Origin of the sequence: Hymenobacter mellowenesis, assembly GCF_030581005.1 — a bacterium.
Lineage (GTDB): Bacteria > Bacteroidota > Bacteroidia > Cytophagales > Hymenobacteraceae > Hymenobacter > Hymenobacter mellowenesis.
This window is the reverse complement of the sequence record NZ_JAUQSX010000004.1, coordinates 151,081-170,839: the sequence shown is the minus strand read 5'-3', so window position 1 is coordinate 170,839 and position 19,759 is coordinate 151,081. Positions and strand designations below refer to the sequence as shown.

Annotated in this window: 15 protein-coding genes; 8 read left to right on the top strand and 7 right to left on the bottom strand. The window is 64.2% G+C overall.

The annotated features are described in order from the left end of the window. Positions 1-4 precede the first annotated feature (4 nt). The 3 genes from Q5H92_RS09270 to Q5H92_RS09260 form a co-directional block, all read right to left on the bottom strand. Positions 5-712 (bottom strand): hypothetical protein, encoded by a 708-nt coding sequence (locus Q5H92_RS09270; protein ID WP_305011234.1) that lies wholly within the window; start codon positions 710-712, stop codon positions 5-7. A 339-nt stretch (positions 713-1,051) separates the two neighbouring features. Further along, a complete protein-coding gene (locus tag Q5H92_RS09265; RefSeq protein ID WP_305011233.1) occupies positions 1,052-2,422 on the bottom strand; it encodes a phage tail-like protein in 1,371 nt (456 codons plus the stop codon). A gap of 412 nt (positions 2,423-2,834) precedes the next feature. Next, on the bottom strand, positions 2,835-5,939 hold the full coding sequence (locus Q5H92_RS09260; protein WP_305011232.1) for an FG-GAP-like repeat-containing protein: 3,105 nt from the start codon (positions 5,937-5,939) through the stop codon (positions 2,835-2,837). 394 nt (positions 5,940-6,333) lie between these two features. Between Q5H92_RS09260 and Q5H92_RS09255 the strand changes: the two genes are divergently transcribed. Beyond that, positions 6,334-9,204 carry a M16 family metallopeptidase gene (locus Q5H92_RS09255; protein WP_305011231.1) on the top strand — a complete coding sequence of 957 codons (2,871 nt, stop codon included), beginning with the start codon at positions 6,334-6,336 and terminating at the stop codon, positions 9,202-9,204. A gap of 392 nt (positions 9,205-9,596) precedes the next feature. Further along, positions 9,597-10,217: a hypothetical protein gene (locus tag Q5H92_RS09250; protein ID WP_305011230.1), complete on the top strand. Its 621-nt coding sequence runs from the start codon at positions 9,597-9,599 to the stop codon at positions 10,215-10,217. 286 nt (positions 10,218-10,503) lie between these two features. Here Q5H92_RS09250 and Q5H92_RS09245 read toward each other — a convergent pair whose 3' ends face one another. Then, positions 10,504-11,250, bottom strand: a complete 747-nt coding sequence (locus Q5H92_RS09245; RefSeq protein WP_305011229.1) for a hypothetical protein — start codon at positions 11,248-11,250, stop codon at positions 10,504-10,506. A 329-nt stretch (positions 11,251-11,579) separates the two neighbouring features. Between Q5H92_RS09245 and Q5H92_RS09240 the strand changes: the two genes are divergently transcribed. From Q5H92_RS09240 to Q5H92_RS09230, 3 genes are all read left to right on the top strand, one after another. Next, positions 11,580-12,263: a spondin domain-containing protein gene (locus Q5H92_RS09240; RefSeq protein ID WP_305011228.1), complete on the top strand. Its 684-nt coding sequence runs from the start codon at positions 11,580-11,582 to the stop codon at positions 12,261-12,263. Positions 12,264-12,449: 186 nt separating this feature from the next. After that, the gene (locus Q5H92_RS09235; RefSeq protein WP_305011227.1) at positions 12,450-13,097 is read left to right on the top strand and encodes a zinc ribbon domain-containing protein; all 648 of its coding nucleotides are present in this window, start codon (positions 12,450-12,452) and stop codon (positions 13,095-13,097) included. A gap of 239 nt (positions 13,098-13,336) precedes the next feature. Beyond that, positions 13,337-14,662, top strand: a complete 1,326-nt coding sequence (locus Q5H92_RS09230) for a glycoside hydrolase family 28 protein (protein WP_305011226.1) — start codon at positions 13,337-13,339, stop codon at positions 14,660-14,662. Between the two features lie 101 nt (positions 14,663-14,763). Here Q5H92_RS09230 and Q5H92_RS09225 read toward each other — a convergent pair whose 3' ends face one another. The 3 genes from Q5H92_RS09225 to Q5H92_RS09215 form a co-directional block, all read right to left on the bottom strand. Then, a complete protein-coding gene (locus Q5H92_RS09225) occupies positions 14,764-15,057 on the bottom strand; it encodes a hypothetical protein (RefSeq protein WP_305011225.1) in 294 nt (97 codons plus the stop codon). A 209-nt stretch (positions 15,058-15,266) separates the two neighbouring features. Further along, the gene (locus Q5H92_RS09220) at positions 15,267-15,617 is read right to left on the bottom strand and encodes a DUF3140 domain-containing protein (protein WP_305011224.1); all 351 of its coding nucleotides are present in this window, start codon (positions 15,615-15,617) and stop codon (positions 15,267-15,269) included. Between the two features lie 140 nt (positions 15,618-15,757). After that, the gene (locus Q5H92_RS09215) at positions 15,758-16,126 is read right to left on the bottom strand and encodes a hypothetical protein (RefSeq protein ID WP_305011223.1); all 369 of its coding nucleotides are present in this window, start codon (positions 16,124-16,126) and stop codon (positions 15,758-15,760) included. A 150-nt stretch (positions 16,127-16,276) separates the two neighbouring features. Between Q5H92_RS09215 and Q5H92_RS09210 the strand changes: the two genes are divergently transcribed. The 3 genes from Q5H92_RS09210 to Q5H92_RS09200 all read left to right on the top strand — a co-directional run bounded on the left by Q5H92_RS09210 (position 16,277) and on the right by Q5H92_RS09200 (position 19,747). Beyond that, positions 16,277-16,639: a glyoxalase superfamily protein gene (locus tag Q5H92_RS09210; RefSeq protein WP_305011222.1), complete on the top strand. Its 363-nt coding sequence runs from the start codon at positions 16,277-16,279 to the stop codon at positions 16,637-16,639. Positions 16,640-16,729: 90 nt separating this feature from the next. Then, entirely contained in the window at positions 16,730-19,297 is a 2,568-nt protein-coding gene (locus Q5H92_RS09205; RefSeq protein ID WP_305011221.1) for a PAS domain-containing sensor histidine kinase, read from the top strand. Positions 19,298-19,330: 33 nt separating this feature from the next. Continuing rightward, positions 19,331-19,747: a response regulator gene (locus Q5H92_RS09200; RefSeq protein ID WP_305011220.1), complete on the top strand. Its 417-nt coding sequence runs from the start codon at positions 19,331-19,333 to the stop codon at positions 19,745-19,747. The last annotated feature ends 12 nt before the right edge of the window (positions 19,748-19,759 follow it).

Genomic DNA, 19,759 nt, shown 5'->3' with positions numbered 1-19,759 from the left:
CGGCTTAGGCGGGCTTCTTCGCGTCGGGGTCGCCTTTGGGGCCGCCCCCGCCGAGGACGATGAGCTTGGTGTAGCCCTGGAAGCGCAGCCACACCTCGTGCTTGGTGGGCGAGTTTTCGTAGGCCTTGAGCTGCGTGCGCATTTCCTTGATGAGGTTGGCATTGCGGGCCAGCAGGGCGATGAGGGTTTTGCGGTCGGTGGCGCCGGCCACCACGGCGGTGCGCTGGCCGGCCTGCTTCTTCTCGAAGCGGGCCAGCTGCTTGGCGGTTTCGGCCAGGTCGTCGGCCGTGAACTCGCGCTTGGCCAGCTGGGCGGCCAGGGGCTGGGCTTCCTTCAGCAGCGCCGTTACCAGCGTGGCGAAGGTGGCATCGCCGGCCGCCGCCAGGTCGGAGCGGGAGGTGCGCACGCGCCCGGCCAGGTCTTCGTCCTTGTTGGCCTTGCTGGCGGCGTAGCCTTGCAGGGCGGCGGCCAGGCGGGGCGCCAGGGCCTTGAGCAAGGCTTTGGCGCTGGCCTTTTGCTGGGTGGCGGTGGCGCTGTCGTCGCCCATCACGGCGTCTTCCAGCAGGCGGGCTTGGGTTAGGTTGGCGGCGTGCTCATCGCGCAGGGGCGCCATGTCGTCTTCCAGGGGTTGGTAGAGGGCCTTGTCGGCTTGCAGGCCGGCGGCGGTGGCGGTGTCGCGCCGCAGTTGGGCGTCGAGCTTGTTGTTGTCCATATCGCTGAGCGTTAGGGGTAGAAGTATCTGCCAAACGTAGCGAATATTTAGGCATTGCTAAGCTTTTATTCACGCTCCGCCTGCTGCCCCTTCCCTCCCGACAACTGCCAACCGCTTCCGGACGCCCGCCAACCGCTTCCGGATGCTCGCCAACCGCTTCCGGACGCCCGCCAACCGTTTCCGGATGCTCGTCAACCGCTTCCGGATGCTCGCCAACCGCTTCGGGACTACAAACCTTCGCTCCAGACGCCCGCCAACCGCTTCGGGACCACAAACCTTCGTTCGGGACCACAAACCTTTGGTCCGGACCACAAACCTCGGCCAAGTAGTTGCCGCCCCCTACCGGATGCGGGCGCAGTTGCAATACACCCGAATGGCCCGCGAGCTGCCGCTGCTGTTGCTCACGCGCAGCAGCCACGTGGTGCTGGGCGCGCTGGGGTCCGGGGCGCTGAAGTTGACGGTGATGTCCTGCTGGGCGCTGTTGAAGTCGCGGTGGCCCCCGCCCCCGGTTACCAGGGAAGTGCCGGCAGGGCAGGTGGCGGTAAACTGGCCGTAGCTGTTGCCGCCGAGGGTGTAATCCGAGTAGCCCATAGCCAGGTCCAGGGCCAGGGTGCCGGCGAAGCGGGCGTCGCCGTTGGCGCTCAGCGCCAAGGCCTCCACGAGGTTGCCGGCGTTGGTGGTACGCAGGTTCAGGCCGATGCTGGTGCCGGCCCCGGGGCTGGGCACGCGGGCCTGCACGTAGGCCGTGCCGCTGGTGCCGCTATAGGGGGCCAGGTAGAGGTGGCCGGGCAGGTACACGCTCTGGCTGCTGCCGTTGTTGGGGTCGTCCACGAGGTAGGCGTCGCCGCCGCCGTTCACGTCGAACTTGCCCCGCGGCACGTCCGGGCCGATGCCCACGTTGCCGGTGTTGCTGATGCGCAGGCCCACACTGCCGCCGTTGCCCACCAGGAAGTAGGGGCCGAGGTCGAAGTTGGCGTTGGCCTTGGGGTTCTGCCAGGTGCCGTAGCCCACGCCGTCGGACATGAGCACCTTGCCCGTACCCTGGCTACCGTCCACGATGCGGATAACCCCACCGGCGCCCACGTAACCCGGGTGCTGGGCCAGCCCCACCCAGCGGTAGGGCCCGCCGGGCTTGCCCGCCGAAAACACGCCGCCCCAGCCTTCGGCGCGGTAGGCGTTGCCCCACACGGCGTAGTCGATGTCCTGCCCATAAGGCCCCCGGCCGTAGCCGGAAAGCATGGTCCGGCTGAAGAAGCGGTTGGATTTGCTGCGTGTAATCAGGGCCGCGCTGGGGCCTTGCACGTAGGCGCTGAGCTCCACCTGGGCCGTCGAGTCGCCCAGCGACGAGGTGCCCGCCCCGGTCAGCCGTTTGTTGTTCAGGTCGAAGGTTTGGGTGGCGGTGTGGTTGCCGAGGTTGTCGCCGGAGCGGGTTTTGTCGGGGATGTAAAGCCAGGTGTTGCTCATGGCGTACCAGAAACCCTTGCGCCCGTCGGTCTGAAACACCATCAGCCCATCGGGCGGCGCGCCAATGCCCACGCGGGTCACCGAATCCATCCGCGGAATAAGCAGGCCCTTGCCGGTGGCCGAGATGTCGAGGGCCGCCTTCGGGTCGGGGGTGGTGGTGCCGATGCCCACCGATTGGGCCGTAGCGGCCAGCGGCAGGCTGAGCAGGGACGGCAGTAGCCAGCTCCAGGCGCAGTTTTTCTTCATAGCGGTAAAAGCATGGTTATCGGACACAAGAACTGAAGCAAAAACTTCAATGACCAACCAAAAATACAAGGCATTCCCATTTCTGCCCTACTGCGGCATGAGAACGACCGCAGCCGGTAAGTCGGTGGGCCCCCACGGAGTGTGGCTCCGCTGGCAGCGGGCCCGGAAGCCGCTTTCACCGGCCGCAAGGCGGCAGGACACGGGCCCACAGCCGGTCCCGGCGCACGGCCGCTGCCAGCGCGGCCCGCGGCGCTGTTCATGCGGCCCCCAAAGCCCCGCCAGCTGCCGGCGGGGCTTTCGTTTCGCTCGCGGCTTCGGCGGCCGGCTTTGGGGCGGGGGCGCCGATGCTCCCGCCCCCGCCCAGCACAATGAGCCAGGGGCAGCCCTGGAGGCAGATAGCGGAAAGCTTCATTTATTGAATGACTACCCGTTGTGTAACCGGGGCCTGGCTGGCTAGCTGCAACGTCAGCAGGTAGATGCCCGGCGCCAACGACTCGGTGGACACCGTCGTTTCCCCGTCGCCGCACAACTGGGTGCGGAGCGTTTGGCCCAGCAGGGTTTGCAGCGTGAGGGTGGCACCGGACGCGGGTCGCGTCAGCCTGACCCGCAACGCGGTGCCCGCCTGCACGGGGTTGGGCCACGCCTGTAGCGCCACCGCTGCCTGAGCCGCCTTGCTGGCGCTCACGGTGGTGCCATTGAAGCGAATGTGCCAGGAGTTATAGCTTTGAGTAGCCGCATTATTGATGGAATAGCCCACCGCCACGGCATCCAGGTCGCCATCACCGTCCAGGTCACCAAGGGCAGCCCTTTCCACACTCAAATTCAATACCGCCGGGCCCGCGCTCAGCACGCCCCGGCCGTTATTGAGCAGCAGGTTGGTGCCGGCAAAGCGCCCGGTCGTCAGCACGTCCAGGTCGCCATCGCCGTCCACGTCCCCAGCGGCCAGCGGGTACTCGCCGCTGGTGCCAATGGCCGGGCCGCTGCTGAACGTGGCGCTCCCGTTGTTGGCCCACACGGCCGTGCCGCCGCTGCTGGCGGGCAGCACGAGGTCGGGGTCGCCGTCGCCGTCGAAGTCGTTCACCAGATAGTCGTCCACCAGCGCACGGTTGTTGAGCGGGGCGGGGGGCCCAAAGGCACCGGTGCCGTCGTTGAGGTAGCGGTAGGTTTCGAGGGCCCCGGAGTAGCCCATCAGCAGGTCCAGGTCGCCGTCGGCATCCAAATCGGCCAGAAAGCAGGTTCGAACGTTTAGGTTCAGCGCCCCATGCCCGTAGAAGTTTCCCTGCCCGTCGTTCAGCCGCACCCCGCCGTACACCACCATGTCCAGGTCGCCGTCGCCGTCCAGGTCACCGAGCCCCAAATCGCCGGCCGGCGTGTTCTCGATGCTGCCACCCGCAACGAAGGTGCCCGTTCCGTTATTCAGCCATACCGGGCTCGACCGCTGCAGCGCCGTGGTGGTGCCCCCCACAAAATCCAGGTCGCCGTCGCTGTCCACGTCGCCAAACTCAAACTGCGCGGCACTCACCGTGGCCCCCAACAAGGGCGTGGGCGCGCCAAATATGCCGGTTCCGTTGTTGAGGCGCACCAGCACGGGGGTCGGTTGCACACCGGCCGTGGCCCCGTAGCTGCTGACAATATCCAGGTCGTAGTCGCCATCCACGTCGGCCAAGCGCAGGCACCACGGGTAGCTGCCGCTCAACACCAGGTCGCTGCCGCCGCTGAACTGGCCCGTTCCGCCCGTGGCCGCCGCCGTGAACTGCCACACGTAGGGCACCGCCAGCGGCACCCCGGCCGCGTTGCGCGCCGCCTTGGTCACGGTGGCCCGCACCAGTTCGCCGGGCCGGAAAGGCATCGCGGGCGCCAGGCTCACCGTGCTGCCAACGGCCGCCGCCACGCCCGCTTTGCGCCCCCCCGCCTGGCTGCCAAACACCCTGAGGCTGGCCACCGAAGCCGCGGCGCTGCTCATGGCGGCCGGGAAAGTGACGCTCACGGCGGTGGTGCGCGCCGCCGGGCGGTAGGCAGCCGGCGCCACGGCCGTCACGGCGTAGGCCGGGACTGGGTTGCCGCCGTTGCGGCGCACCGCTATTTCGGTGGTGCTGCTGGCCAGGGAACTGCCGTAGCCAACGGCCAGCAGGTCTACGTCGCCATCGTCGTCGATGTCGGCCAGGCCCAGCAGGCTGGGTTCGGCGCTCACCCGCACATCCGTACCCGGCGTGAAGGCCCCCGTGCCGCCGTTGAGGCGCACTACCACCCGGTTGTTTTGAACATCGGTGGCCAGCAGGTCCACGTCGCCATCGCCATCCACGTCCTTTGCGGCAAAATCCTTCGCATCGCCCACCAACGCCACGGTGCTACCGCCGCTGAAGGCCCCGCTGCCGCTGTTGAGCCGCACGGACAGAGAATAGACCCGGGTGGCAGGGACGAAGTTGCGGGAAACCGCGTCCAGGTCGCCGTCCCCGTCGAAGTCGGCCAGCAGCACAGCTTCCGGAAATGACCCCACGGCCACGGACGTACCCGCCGAGAAAATGGCGCGGCCGTTGTTGAAGCGCACCGCCAGGGCACTGTTGCTGGCATCGACCACCACCAGGTCGAGGTCGCCGTCGCTGTCCACGTCGCCCACCGCCACACCGATGAGCCCGGCCAGATTGAAGCTGGTAAACGTGGGAAAGCTGCCCGCCCCATTGTTGAGACACACCTGCACCGTGCCGCTGCTCAACGCCAGCACAACGTCGAGGTCGTTGTCGCCGTCCATGTCGGCCAGGCCGAGGCTCTGATAAGGCGTGAAATACAGGTTCAGGGCTGGCTGCTGGGTGAAGCCCCCGCTGCCGTCGTTTGCATACACGTTGCAAAACCCGGTGCCCGACGACGAGGAGCCACTCGTCACCACCAAATCCAGGTCGCCGTCGCCGTCCATATCGCCCAGGGCCGCGGCCAGGGTGGCAACGGCCAGGGCCACGTCGGGCCGGGGGTAAAAGGAGCCGGTGCCGTCGTTCAGGCGCGTGCTTAGGGTGCGGTCATTCAGGGCCAGTACGTCTAAGTCGCCGTCGCCGTCCACGTCGCCGGAGACCAAGGCGCTGGTCCCCACCGGCAGGGTAAGCGCGGTTCCTCCGCTGAATACCCCGCTGCTGCTTGCGGCAGCAGCGGTGAGCTGCCAAACGTGGGGCCGCGCCAGCGGAACTCTTCCCACGGTCCGGGCGGCGGTGTCCAGGGTGGCCCACACCGTTTCGCCGGCCTTAAAACCAGCGGCTGGGGCAAAAGTGAGCTGACTGCCGCTCAAAGCCACCGCTCCACTTTTCCGGCCTCCCTGCTGCGCGCTATAAACGCGAAGTGCGCGCACAGACCGGGCATCAACGGCTTGCGAAAGCGTTACCCCTACGCTGGCTGTACGGGGCATTTGCGTGTTCCGGGCCGGCGCCAGTGCCGTCACAATCGGCTGGGCCGCCAGCGAGCCGCTGCCTAGGCAACAGATAAAGGCTATAAGCAGCCTCTGGGAGAAAAGGACTGGTAAAGAATGCGTCATGGATAAATTTTTATGGAATAAAAACTGACCATAAATGTAGTTCCAGGCACCTGTATGTCATCTCCTGTTTCCGTTGGCTAATTGGAAAGCAACTATTGAGAGACGGGACGCGAAGGGGGGCATCTGAAGAAACGCAAAGCCCCGCCAGTTGCTGACGGGGCTTTGCGTTTCTTCAGATGGCTTAACGGCCGGCGGGTGGGGTGGCGTCAACTTTGCCGCCGCCCCCGCCGAGGACGATGCGCTTGGTGTAGCCCTGGAAGCGCAGCCACACCGCGGGCTGGGTGGGCGGGTTCCCGCGGGTTTTAAGCTGGGATGCAACTAATCAACGGTTTCATCACACTATGCCAGAAACGGCTAATATTGCTTTTTCTTCTTCCCGCTTAAAATCAAAAAGATGCGCCACAAGACTACGATACTGGCGGCCCTGCTCCTGGCGGCGGCCTGCGGTGCCCCGCCGGCCTCGGCCCAAACCAAAGCCAAGCCGAAACCCAAGCCGACGCCAGCGGCCAAGGCCGGCGCGTTTTCGCTGCCCTACGAAAAATTCACGCTGGAAAACGGCCTGGAGGTGGTGCTGCACGAAGACCACTCCGACCCCATTGTGGCCTTCGCCACGGTGGTGCACGTGGGCTCGAACCGCGAGAAGCCCGGCAAAACCGGCTTTGCCCACTTCTTCGAGCACATGTCGTTCAACGACTCGGAAAACACGCCCGTGGGCGCCAACCGCAAGCTCATTGAGGAGTGGGGCGGGCAGCGCAACGGTAGCACCTGGAGCGACGGCACCCAGTACTACGAAGTGGTGCCTAAGGACGCCTTCGACAAAATCATGTGGATTGACTCCGACCGCCTCGGCTACATGATTAAGACCGTGACCACCGAGGCCCTGGCCCGCGAGATTCAGGTGGTGAAAAACGAGAAGCGTCAGAACTACGACAACGTGGCCTACGGCTCGGTGAACGAGGTGCTGCGCAAGAACCTCTACCCCGCCGACCACCCCTACAACTGGACGGTGATTGGCTCGCTGCCCGATTTGCAGGCCGCCACGCTGCCCGACGTGCAGGAGTTTTACCGCCAGTACTACGGCCCCAACAACGCCACGCTGGTCATTGCCGGCGACATCAACATCGCCGAAACCAAGGCCAAGGTGCAGCGCTGGTTCGGCGAGATTAAGAAGGGGCCGGCCGTGCCGGCCCTCAAGCCCCGCCCGGCCGGCCTCACCCAAACCAAGTCGCTATACATCGAAGACAACTTTGCCCGCCTGCCGCAGCTGCAAATGGTGTTTCCGAGCATTCAGGAGTATCACCGCGACACCTACGCGCTACTAGTGCTGAGCGAGCTGCTGGCCGGCAACCGCACCTCGCCGCTGTATAAGGTGATAGTGGAGGAGCGGAAGCTGGCACCCAACGTGGTGGCCTACCAGAACAGCAGCGAGCTGGCCGGCGAGTTCACGCTGCAGGTGCGGGCCAACCCCAACACCAGCCTGCAGCAGGTGCACAGCGCCATTGAGGAGGGCCTGAAGCGGTTCGAAACCCAGGGCTTTTCCGACACCGAGCTGGCCCGCATCCGCGCCAAAATAGAAACCGACCTGTATTCCGGCGTGGAGTCGGTGCTGAGCAAAGCCCTGCAAATGGGCCGCGACAACGAGTTTGCCGGCGACCCGGCCTACCTCGTTAAAGACGCCCAAATGGCCCAGGCCGTGACCCGCGCCGACGTGATGCGCGTGTACAACCAGTACCTCAAGGGCAAGCCCTACGTGATGACCAGCGTGGTGCCCAAGGGCCAGCAAAACCTAGTGGTGCCGGGCGCGCAGCTGGCCACTGTGTACCAGGAAAAGGTGGTGGCCGGCGTGCAGAACGAGGACGTGGGCCAGGGCAAAGAGGCCGTGTTCGAGAAAACCGTGACCAAGAACGACCGTTCCGAGCCAGGCTTCCTGCAAACGCCGCTGTTCAAGATGCCCGCCATCTGGAACGCCGCGCTGGCCAACGGTCTGCAGGTGTACGGCATCGACAACCGTGAAATCCCGCTCGTGACCTTTGACGTCACCATTCCCGGCGGCCACTCCCTCGACCCGCTGGCCAAGGCCGGCACCGCCTCGCTGGTGGCCCAGATGCTGACGCAGGGCACCGCCCGCAAAACCCCGGCCCAGCTGGAGGAAGCCATCGACCTGCTGGGCGCCAGCATTTCGGTGAACAGCACGGCCGAGGAAATCCGGGTGCAGGCACGCTGCCTGGCCCGCAACTTCGCTCCCACCCTGGCCCTGGTGCAGGAAATGCTGTTGCAGCCCCGCTGGGACGCCACCGAGTTTGCGCGCCTGAAAAGCTCCCTGGCCACCAACCTGAAAGGCCAGGAAGCCAACGCGGCCGTGATAGCCAGCCAAAACTTCAACCGCCTGCTCTACGGCCCCAGCCACGTGCTGAGCTACCCCACCACCGGCACGCTGGCCACCACGGCCGGCATCACCTTGGACGATTTGAAGGCCTATTACAACGCCAACATCTCGCCCTCGGGCGCGGCCGTGCACGTGGTGGGCGCCATCGACCAGAACGCCGTGACCGCCGCGCTTAAGCCCCTGGAAACCAGCTGGGCCGCCAAGCCCGTGCGCCTGGCCCAGCAGCCCGCCCCCGCCCAGGCGCCGGCCGGCAACGTGTATTTCATCGACGTGCCCGAGGCCAAGCAGTCGGTGCTCTACGCCGGCCGGCTGGCCCTGCGTGGCACCGACCCCGACATGAGCAAAGCCACCTTCGCCAACACCCTGCTCGGCGCGGGCTCCAGCGGGCGCCTCACCCAGCTGCTGCGCATCCAAAAAGGCTACACCTACGGGGCCTACTCGGCGGTGCAGGAACAGCAGGAAATGGCACCCTTCGTGGTGTCGACGAGCGTGCGCGCCAACGCCACCGGAGCCTCGCTGCAACTCATCCGGGAGCTGCTCACCAACTACGGCCCCACCTTCAGCCCCGCCGACGTGGAAACGGCCAAAAGCAAAATCATGAAGGGCAACACCCTGGCCTACGAAAGCCAGGGCGCGAAGCTGGGCATCCTGCGCCGCATCAGCAAGTTTCACAAGTCGCCGAAGTTTCTGGAGGACGACCAGCAGCAGCTGATGAAGATGGGCGTGGCCGATTTCCAGGCAACAATCGGCAAATACATGGCCGAGAAAGACTTGGTGTACGTGGTAGTGGGCGACAAAGCCACCCAGTACGAGGAAGTGAAGAAGTTTGCCAACGGCAAGCTCACCCTGCTCGATGCCACCGGCAACCCGGTGAACTAGGCGCGGGACCGCAGCCCGGCCCCCGGCATCTATCCGTGCGCTTCCCCACCCAGGAAGCCCCGGTGATGAAACGCCTGGTGAAGGAATGAACCCCGTAGTTTGAGTAACGAAAAGCCTCGCCAGACACTGGCGGGGCTTTTTTGTGGCGGAGGCTGATGACGTTCAGGGGAACTCTCTTCCCGATGCATTTCCGTGAATGTTGACTCGTGGATGCGTTTAAAAAACCCGTCAAGCGCAACGGCGCTACAGCAGCTTGCCAACCACCGATGGCGGGCCAGGGTCAGCAGCTCATCAGGAGGATTTATCTGCTTGGAATAATTGGTAAATGGCTTGTGAGGCTGGGGTGTAACTTGGCGCTGAAATAACACCTGCCTACCTTCCTTCTCTTTGCTATGCTACAAACTTTTTCAATCAAAACTGCTGCCCTCCTTGCCTTCGCGGGCTTCACTTTCGTGGGCTGCTCGCGAAAGGATGACCCGGGCACCGTTCTTCCCAGCCCGGAAGCCAACTATAGCCGCGCCGTGGTGTACCTCGACCAGGCCCGCCCGGCCCGCCACGACACGGCCTACCGTACCTCTGCCTTGCAGGTAACGGGCCAGCTCACGGCCACTGAGTTGGTTATGAGTTGGCGCCCCGCGTCTAAACAGGAGCGGCTGGTGTTGCGCATCCCCCGTGCCCAAATGCCCGGGGATTTGGCGGGCACCTACCGCTTCCAGGCGCTCATTAACCCCGGCCAAGCCCCCAGTTACTCCTACTTCGTCAACAAGATGGATAAACCGGACGGTGGAGAATCTTGGGTCTACGACAGCTGGTGGCTGCCTTCCACGGGCGCGGTCACGGGTGCCGTTACCCTCACGGCCTACGATGCCCGGCAACACGTGCTCAGCGGCCAGTTTCAGTTGGCGCTGACGGGCGTGTACGACCCGCGGGCGCGCAGCACAGACCGTTCCCGCCCCTGCGACCTGACGTTGGCGGGTACCTTCGCCAATGTGCCGGTGACGGACGCCCAGTAGGCCGCCCCACGACCGCCGCTTTCGGGCACTGCGCGCCCTGGAGTTCCCCGGGCGCCGGTGGTGTCCTTGGAGGACCTTCTAGCCCTGTTTCCGGCCCGAGTGCCTCCACCCCTCGGAAGGCCCGGCAGTGAAACGCCAGGCGAAGAAATGAGCCCAGTAGCCTCAGCCACTAAAAAAGCCTCGCCAGGGTCTGACAAGGCTTTTCTGTGGCTTTGATTGAGTTCCGAATTTTAGAAAGCCTATCCCGCAGAAGCTACTTTTTGCAGCTTTAACAGCAATGGTTTCGCTAAATATTAGTTCTCGCGGCGCCGTACCACGCACCCTGAATAAAGTATTGCACGGAGTTATCCCATTCAATCACCGGCAACGGTTCCGTGACTTTCCACTTGATGACTCGCTCCGTTTTGTCATCCAAGATGGCAAAAGGTGAAGGAGGGCGTTTTAACCCATTATGAAAGAGGTGGCGCTGGGCATCAAATTTCAGAACTGCTTGCGTGGTGATATTGTGGTTGGTCGCGGGTTCGCTTTCTGAACGAATCTCGTTGTGCGTGGTGAGGTAAAACTGGTACGTTTGCGGCGTGGTGCCCACAAGACGCAACCGAATCTGGTATAACTTATGGTAGTCCGGATTATATAAGTCGGTTTGATGATAGGTAGGTAATTTGAAGGCCTGGCACAGCTTTCCTTTGGCCACACACAGCACAAGTGTACTGCCTAATCCCACATTGGTCCCGCCCCGCACAGGGTAATCTATTTGCAGAAACTGCTGATTTAACACCTTTCCCGTGCCCGGTGCCCACGCATCGTAGACAAACACCGTATCCTTGCCCGATACGACCGATAAATAGCATCGGCCTTGCTGCTTGTTAAGCTTGTTAAGCTTGTTAAAATTAACCGGCTCGTTATTTACCCGCACCGATACTTCAACGCCTTCCAACGAACGCAGCCGGTACGTTTGGGCACTTGCGCGATAGGCAGATAAGGTTGTAAGCAGGAACATGCTCAATTTTCCTATGAATTTATATCGTTTCATACAGGGAAGTTAGCGCCTACCAACTCGTAAAAATCTCAGTAGAACGGTCCGTTTTTATTCAAAACGCTTCCCCTTGTACCCTCATAAAAAAGCCCCGCCAGCAACTGGCGAGGCTTTTCGTTTCGCTCGCGGCTTTGGCAGCGGGCTGCGCCGATGGGCCGCTTTTCGCCTCTGCCCCGCTGAGACTTTCCGAAAGGCACCTTGAGAGCAGTACCGGCTGCGTAAAAAAAGCCGGAAGCGTCGTGTAAGGTCGAAGGCCAATTAGCGTCTGGCTTCGTAACTAGCTACCAGGCTTTCAACCCCGTACGCTCCTCATAGCCTTCTGTGCCATGAAACATCCGCTGCCCCTGCTTCGGCTGTTGCCGCTCTTCCTCGGGTTGGCGGCCTGCACCCGCAACACCGACACCGGAGAAATCCTGCCCGCGCCGGTGCCGGGCCCGGCGCTCTACCGCGTCACGTTCGAGGCCACCTGGAGCGCCGGCACCCACGCCAACTTCCCGGGAGGCGCGCATTTCTCGGCCATCATCGGCGCCTCGCACCGCGCCGACGGCCTCCTGTTCCGGCCGGGCCAGGCGGCCAGCCTCGGCATCAAGGACATGGCCGAGCGGGGCAACAACACCGCGCTGCGCGCCGAAATCAGGTCCCTGCAAAGCAGCGGCGCCGCTTTCCGCCTCCTCGAAGGCTCCTACTTCTACTCGCCCGGCACCGTTTCCGACACCATTCGCCTCGACGCCGCCCACCCGCGCCTGAGCGTGGTGACGATGATAGCGCCGAGCCCCGACTGGTTTGTGGCCCTCGAAGACGAGAACCTGCTCGACGCCACCGGCCAGTGGGTGGCCCAGCGCCGCGTGCCCGCCCGCGCCTACGACGCCGGTACAGACAGCGGCCCCACCTTCACCGCCCCCGACCAGCCCACGCTGCCCGCCGGCGTGGTGGCCCCGCTGCTGCTGCCCACCGGCCCCACGCCCGATGGCCCGCCGCTCGGCACCTGGCTGCTGGAGCGGCTGAAGTAGCTGTATTACGGGGCAACGGCGGGTGTAGGGGCGGGGCTTGCCCCCGCCCGGACGCCAGGGCCTTTGCAACGATTTTGTTCAACAACCGAGCGGGGCGGGCCCCACCCCTACATCGCTCAGGCAGCCCCTGGCCGCGCACTATAGCCCCAGGCGTTACATTTACGCCACCACCTTTCCCGGCCTGCTATGAGCGACTTGATTCAGTTTGTTGCCAACTACGACGACCTTTCCACCGACAAGGGTTTCCAGTTCAAGTTCCACTGCGACAAGTGCCGCAACGGCTACATGTCGCGCTTCCAGCCCAACGCCATCGGCATTGCCGGGAGCTTGCTGCAGGCGGCCGGCAGCCTGTTTGGCGGCCTGGGCGGGGCCGAGAATGCCGCCTACCACATCCAGCGCGCCGTGGGCGGCAAGGCCCACGACGACGCCCTGAAAACCGCCGTGGCCGAGGGCAAGCAACAGTTCAAGCAATGCACCCGCTGCGGCCATTGGGTATGCCCCGACGCCTGCTGGAACCACAGCGCCGGCCTCTGCGAAGACTGCGCCCCCGACGAGCAGGAGGAGCTCCGCGCCCACCAGGCCCAGGCCGCCCAGGAGCAAATCCGCACCAAAACCCGCGCCCAGGACTACACCCAAAACCTCGATTTCCTGAACCGCGACGCCTTGCTGCAGTGCCCCAACTGCCAGGCCAAACTCTCGGCCGGCCAGAAATTCTGCCCCAGCTGCGGCACCCCCAACCCCGCCGCCCAGCCCCAGGAGCGCCACTGCACCGGCTGCGGCGAAAAGCTGAAGCCCGAACAAAAGTTCTGCGCCGAGTGCGGCACCAAGGGCTAGGTCGATATTGACCGTCATGCAGAGCGCAGCGAAGCATCTCGCGTGGGTAGTAACCCAATCGTTGAACGGCATTGATTAGTGAGAGCACGCGAGATGCTTCGCTGCGCTCTGCATGACGGTCAGCATTGCAACACGGTGCAGCTGCCCCGCCCTTACGAAAACCACCACATCAGGTAACTACAGAACAGTGCGACCGACTGGCGGGCGCTTCTTTGCGCTATTCACCATTTTCCCGCCCCATGAAATTCCTTCTCGCGCCGCTGGCGGCTGGCCTGGCGGCCTTTGTGCTCCACGCCCCCGCCCCGCCGAAAGCGCCCGCCGCGCCCAAAGACAAAGAATACGTCATCACCCAATACGGCGCCAGCACCGACAGCACCAAGCTGAACACGCGGGCCATTCAAAAAGCAATCGACAAGGCCGCCGCCGCCGGTGGGGGCACCGTCGTTGTTCCGAAAGGCGTTTTTCTGAGCGGGGCGCTGTTTTTCAAGCCTGGCACCAACTTGCGCCTGCAGGCCGGCGCCAAGCTGAAGGGCTCCGATAATATTGCCGATTACCCGCTGGTGCCCTCGCGCATGGAGGGCCAGAAGCTGGACTACTATGCCGCGCTGGTGAATGCCAAGCAGGTGAACGGCTTCACCATCAACGGCCCCGGCACCATTGATGGCAACGGACTGAAGTTCTGGAAGCGGTTCTGGTTTTACCGCGACTCGATGTCGAAAATCGGCAAGTCGGCCACCAACCTGGAGGTGCACCGGCCTCGCCTGGTCTTCATCTGGGGCTCCGACAACGTGACCATTAAAGACGTGAAGCTGCACAACGCCGGCTTCTGGACCACCCACCTTTACCAGTCCAACAACGTCGTCATCGACGGCTGCGACATCCGCTCGCCTTTCCGCCCGGTGAAAGCGCCCAGCACCGACGCCATCGACATCGACGTGTGCCGGAAAGTGACCGTCCGCAACTGCTATATCTCGGTGAACGACGATGGCATCGCCATCAAGGGCGGCAAGGGCCCGACGGCCCAGCATTTGCCCGAAAACGGTCCCATCGAGGACGTGCTGGTCGAAAACTGCACCTTCGGCGAAGTGCACGCGGCCCTGACGTGCGGCAGCGAGTGCATCCACGCCAACCGCATCACCATGCGCAACTGCCGGATGGACAACGAGCGGCCCGTGCTGCTCTTCAAAATGCGCCCCGACACCTACCAGGTCTACGAAAATATCACCATCGACAAAATCACCGGGCGTTGCGGCACCATCGTCACGCTCTCGCCCTGGACGCAGTTTTTCAACATGGCCGGCAGCACCGAAAAGCCCTTCGGCACCATCCGCAATATCAGCATTTCCAACGTGCAGGTGAAGTGCAAGCAATTCGCCGTCCTCAACGGCAACCCCACCGACAAAGTCTCGAACATCACCTTCAAAAACATAGCCGCCACCGCCGACCAGGCCGCTTTTCCAAATAAGTATTCAGACATCAAATTCGAAAACGTCACCCTCAACGGCGCGCCCCTGACGGCCGCGCAAAGCGCCGGCCCGGCCGTGACGCCGCTCAAGCCGGATTAGGACGTAGGTCAATGGTCAAATCGAACGTCCTCCTGTTTGGCAATAAAAAAAGCCCTGCCAGATACTGGCGGGGCTTTTTTTATTAGTCTTGACGAGCAGCCTTAGCGGCGGCCGCGGCCATCGTAGCGGTGCTGGGCTTCCCAGCGGGCGCGTTCGGCGGCGCGCTGCTGCTCGGAGCGGCGCTGGGCTTCGAGGCGGGCGCGCTCGGCTATGAGGCGGCGCTGCTGCTCGCGCTGGATGGCTTCGCGGCGTTCCCGTTCGAGGGCCCGTTCGCGTTCGATGCGGGCCATTTCGCGGCGGTCTTTCAGGGGAGGATAAGGGGCGGCAGCGGCCGAAGAAACGGTGGCAGCAAACAGGCCCAGGGCGGCAACAAGCGAAAAGAGGGAGGTTTTCATGGCAAGGAAAGTGGAAGGTGAATTCGCGGTTGATTGCATTATCAAGCGCTTGATTGTCCCTTTGCAAGCCCTGTGCCGTAGCCGGGCGGCCCGGCCCGGTTCGGCGCATTTCACCGTCGAACCGGGCAGGTTTATCGGCTGGCTTGGGGGTTTTCCCTCCCGAGCGGCCTCCGGGCTGCCCAAAACCAGCCAGCCCGGCGCCCGATGGCCTATTTCTTGAGCGGGTCGTGGCCCCAGTTCATGAGCGAATAGCGCCAGGGCGAGGTTTCCACGTCCTTCTGGTGGTGCGGGCCCTGGGCCGAGTGGCGGGCCACGTAGCTGTGCACCTTGTGCATGTGGGCTTCGTCGGCGGGCGTGAGGTCAGCTTTTTTCTTACCCAGGATTTCGACGATGCGCTCGCCGGAATGGTGGCCGATACTCTGCCCGTCGCCGCTGTCCTGGCCCACGGATTTGGATTCGTCGGTTTTGAGCCACTTGGTGAGCTCGGCGGCGGTCATGTTGACGTCTTCCTTAAAGGAGGTATAAATGTCGGTGGGTTCGGAGTGCTTGGCGGTGGACATGATGTGGAAAGGGTTAAAGCGTGAACTAAAGCATACTACGCTACCCAGCAGCGGGTTGCGGCGGCCCGGGCGAGCAGCAAAAAAGCCCCGCCGGCTACGGACGAGGCTTTTGCAAACGGCAAACCATCTAGGCGCGGGCGTTAGTTGCCGCCGGGCGCTGGGGTGCCGCACCGCATCACTTCTTCCAGGCAGGTGAGGGTGGCCTGCACGTTGCCTATATCGCCAGCGGGCAGCGCCTGGCCCGGTTTGTAGCCGATGCTGAGCGTCTGCCCGTCGGCCTGGTGCGGCAGGTAAGCATCCCAGGCGGGGCCGCTGGGGCGCAGGCGGGTGCCGTCGGCCAGCTCCAGGGTGGTGTGCTGGGTGAGGCACATCATGGTCATGCCGTGGCAGAGGCGCACGGTGGCGTAGGTGCCGCAGGGCGCTTCCGGCTCGACGTTCGTTTTGGTAGTGCAGCCGGCCAGGCCCACGCCCGCCAGCAAACCAACAGAAAAAAGGTAGTGAAGACGCATGACAGCCGTTGAGTTGGAAGTGAAACAAGCGGGCGACTGCCCGTCTGAATGCCTGACCGGCAGCCCGGCGGCGGGGTTGCATGGCCCGGGCGGAAAGGGCGGCGGCCGGCGGGTTTTCCTACATTTGCCGGTGCACCATTTCCTTGCTTTATGGCCACGGTCAAGCCCATCCTCCGCATTTTCGACTACGACAAAGCCCTGGAATTTTACATCCGGTGGCTGGGCTTCCGCATCGATTGGGAGCACCGGCCGGAAGGTAGCCCGGCGTACTTGCAGGTGACGCTCAACGACGTGACGCTGCACCTCTCCGAGCACCACGGCGACGGCTCGCCGGGCGCGCGGGTGTTCATCGACGACTTCGTGCACCTGGCGCCCTTTCATCAGCAGCTGCTGGCCAAGGAGTACAAGTACAACCGGCCCGGCCTCGAAACCCCGTTCTACGACCCCACGGCCCTGGAAATGACCGTAACGGACCCGTTCAGCAACCGGCTTATTTTTGTGGAGCGGCTGTAGTCGGCGGCCCGCCCGGCGGGGCTCGCCGGCGGGTTTGTGGGGCGGCGGCTGGTACATTAGTGGCTGTATTTCGGACTTCGCCCCGTTTTTATGCCCGATTCCCAACCGTCTGCACTGCCGCCCGACCTGCCGGCTTCGGAAGACCTGCTGCGCGTGCTGCTCGACATTTCGCAGAGCGGCGTGATGCTGATGCGGCCCGTGTACGACGCCGCCGGCACGGCCGTCGCCGACTTTCACCTGGAGCACCTCAACCCCGCCGCGCAGCAGATGCTGCGGCTGCCCCAGCGCCCGGCCGAGTCGTTTCGCACCATTTACCCCACGGCCGAGGCGGCGGGCGTGTTCGCGTTTTACCGCGACGCCTTTCTCTCGGACCAGACTGCGCGCCGCGAGAACAACTACCAGCACGACGGCCTCGACGGCTACTACCTGCTGGTGGCCCGGCGCCAGGGCGAAGTGCTGGTGGTGAGCTTCACCGACACCAACGACCAGCCCCGCACGGCCACTGAGCAGGCCCTGCGCGCCAGCCAGGTGCGCGAGTTGGATGCCCGCGCCGAAGTGGAGCGCGAGCGCGAACAACTGGAACTGCTGCTGCACGATGCCCCGGCCATGATTTGCGTGTTTGAGGGGCCCGAGCACGTTTTTGGCTTCGTGAACCCGCCCTACCAGGCCCTGGTAGGGCCGCGTCCGCTGCTGGGCCGCGCCATTGCCGAGGCCATGCCGGAGCTGGCTGGCCAGCCCATTTTCGACCTGCTCGACAACGTGTACCGCACCGGCGAAACCTTCCGGGCCAACGAAATGCTCGTGCAGCTCGACCACGACAACGAGGGCCGCCAGGAGCTGGAAAAACGTTACTACAACTTCATCTACCAAGCCCGGCACGCCCGTACGGGGGCCATCAACGGCATTTTTGTGTTTGCCTACGACGTGACGCCGCAGGTACTGGCCCGCCAGCAGGTGCAGGAGCTGAACGAGGAGCTGGCCGCCATCAACGAAGAGCTGCGGGCCAGCAACGACGAGTTCCTGAACGCCAATACCGCCCTCACGCACGCGCAGCAGGAATTGCACCTTCTCAACCAGGAGCTGGAAACCCGCGTGAGCGCCCGCACCCGCGAGCTGCAGCAGCAGCAGGCCCTGCTGCGCCAGGTGCTGCGCCAGGTGCCGGCGTCCATTGCCACGCTGGCCGGCCCCGAGCATCGCTACAGCTTTTTCAACGAGCCCTACCAGCAGCTCACGGCCCAGCGGCCCCGGCTGGGGCGCACCGTGGCCGAAACCTTGCCGGAAGTGGTGGCGCAGGGCTTCGTAGGCCGCCTCGACGAAGTGTATCTCACCGGCCAGCCGTTTGAAGCGAAGGAAGCCCTTCTCGAGCTATTTGACCCCGGCACCGGAAAAACTAAGCCCATCTACGTCGACTTCGTGTACCAGCCCCTGCGCGACGACGACGGGCAAACCACCGGCATCCTGGCCTTTATTGTGGATTCGACGGCCAAGGTGCACGCCCGCCAGGCCGCCGAGGCCGCAGCCCAGCGCCTGCGCCTGCTCACCGATGCCCTGCCCGTGCTCATTTCCTACATCGACGTGGAGCGACGCTACCGGTTCATGAACCACGCCTACCGCGCCTGGTTCAACCAGGACCCCGCCAGGCTGCTGGGCCTGCCCGTGCGCGAGGTGGTGGGCGAAGCGGCCTACGCCAACGCCCGGGGCTACATCGACCGGGCCCTGGCCGGCGAGCGGCTGGCGTTTGAGGCGCGCATGCCCTACCGCAAGGACTTCGTGCGCCACATTCACACCGACTACATTCCGGACGAAAAAAACGGCGAGGTGCGCGGCTTTTATGCCCTCGTCACCGACATTACCGACCAGGTGGAGGCCCGTGAGCAAGTGCAGGAGCTGAACGAAGAGCTGGCCGCCATCAACGAAGAGATGCTGGCCGCCAACGAGGAGCTGCGCGACACCAACGACCGCCTGAGCTACACCAACGTGGACCTGGACACGTTCGTGTACACGGCCTCGCACGACCTCAAGGCGCCCATCGCCAACATCGAAGGCCTGCTGCTGGCCTTGGAAGAGCAACTGCCCGAACCCGTGCGCCAGGATGCCGACGTGACCCACCTGCTGGGCCTCATGCGCGGTTCTGTCGACCGCTTTCAGCGCACCCTCGTGCACCTCACCGACGTCAGCAAGCTGCAGCAGGCCCACGCCGAACCGGCCGAAACCGTGGCCCTGCTGGCCCTGGTCGAGTCGGTGCAGCTCGACCTGGCGCCCGCCCTGGCCGCCACCCACGGCCAGCTCGTCATCGACGTGGCCGAGTGTCCCACCGTGCGTTTCTCGCCCAAAAACCTGCGCAGCATCGTTTACAACCTGCTCAGCAACGCCATCAAGTACCACGCTCCCACCCGGCCCCCGCGCGTGCTGCTGCGCGCCACCTGCCCTGCGGGCCAGGTGCGGCTCGAAGTGCAGGACAACGGCCTGGGCCTGAGCCCGGCCGAGCAGAGCAAGCTCTTCGTGATGTTTCGGCGCCTGCACACCCACGTGGAAGGCACCGGCGTAGGCCTCTACATGGTGAAGCGCATGGTGGAAAACGCCGGCGGTACCATTCAGGTAGCGAGCACGCCCGGCGCGGGCACCATCTTCACGGTGCTGTTGCCCAACCGCGCGTAAACCCGGCCGTAGGGTTTTGCGTAGGTCGGAGCTATGCCCAAACTTACCAGCGTGTTGCTGGTCGACGACGACCCGACCAATAATTTCCTCAACGAGCGGCTGCTCAAGCGGCTCGACGTGGCCGAGCGCATTCTCGTGGCCGGCAACGGCCAGGAGGCCCTCGTGGAGCTGCAGCGCGCCAGCAGCGGCCCCCGCCCCAGCTACCCCGCGCTCATTTTGCTCGATATTCAGATGCCCATCATGAACGGCATCGAGTTTTTGCGGGCTTTTCAGCAGCTGCCGCCGGCCCAGCGGCACGCCACCACCGTGGTGGTGCTCACCACATCCATGGATGCGCGCGACCTCGCCCATCTCGAACAACTGCCCGCCGCCGGCCGCATCAACAAGCCCCTGACGCCCGAAAAGCTCGACACCGTGCTCCAGATGCACTACCAGCGCCAGCATTGCTAATGGCTTGGAGGA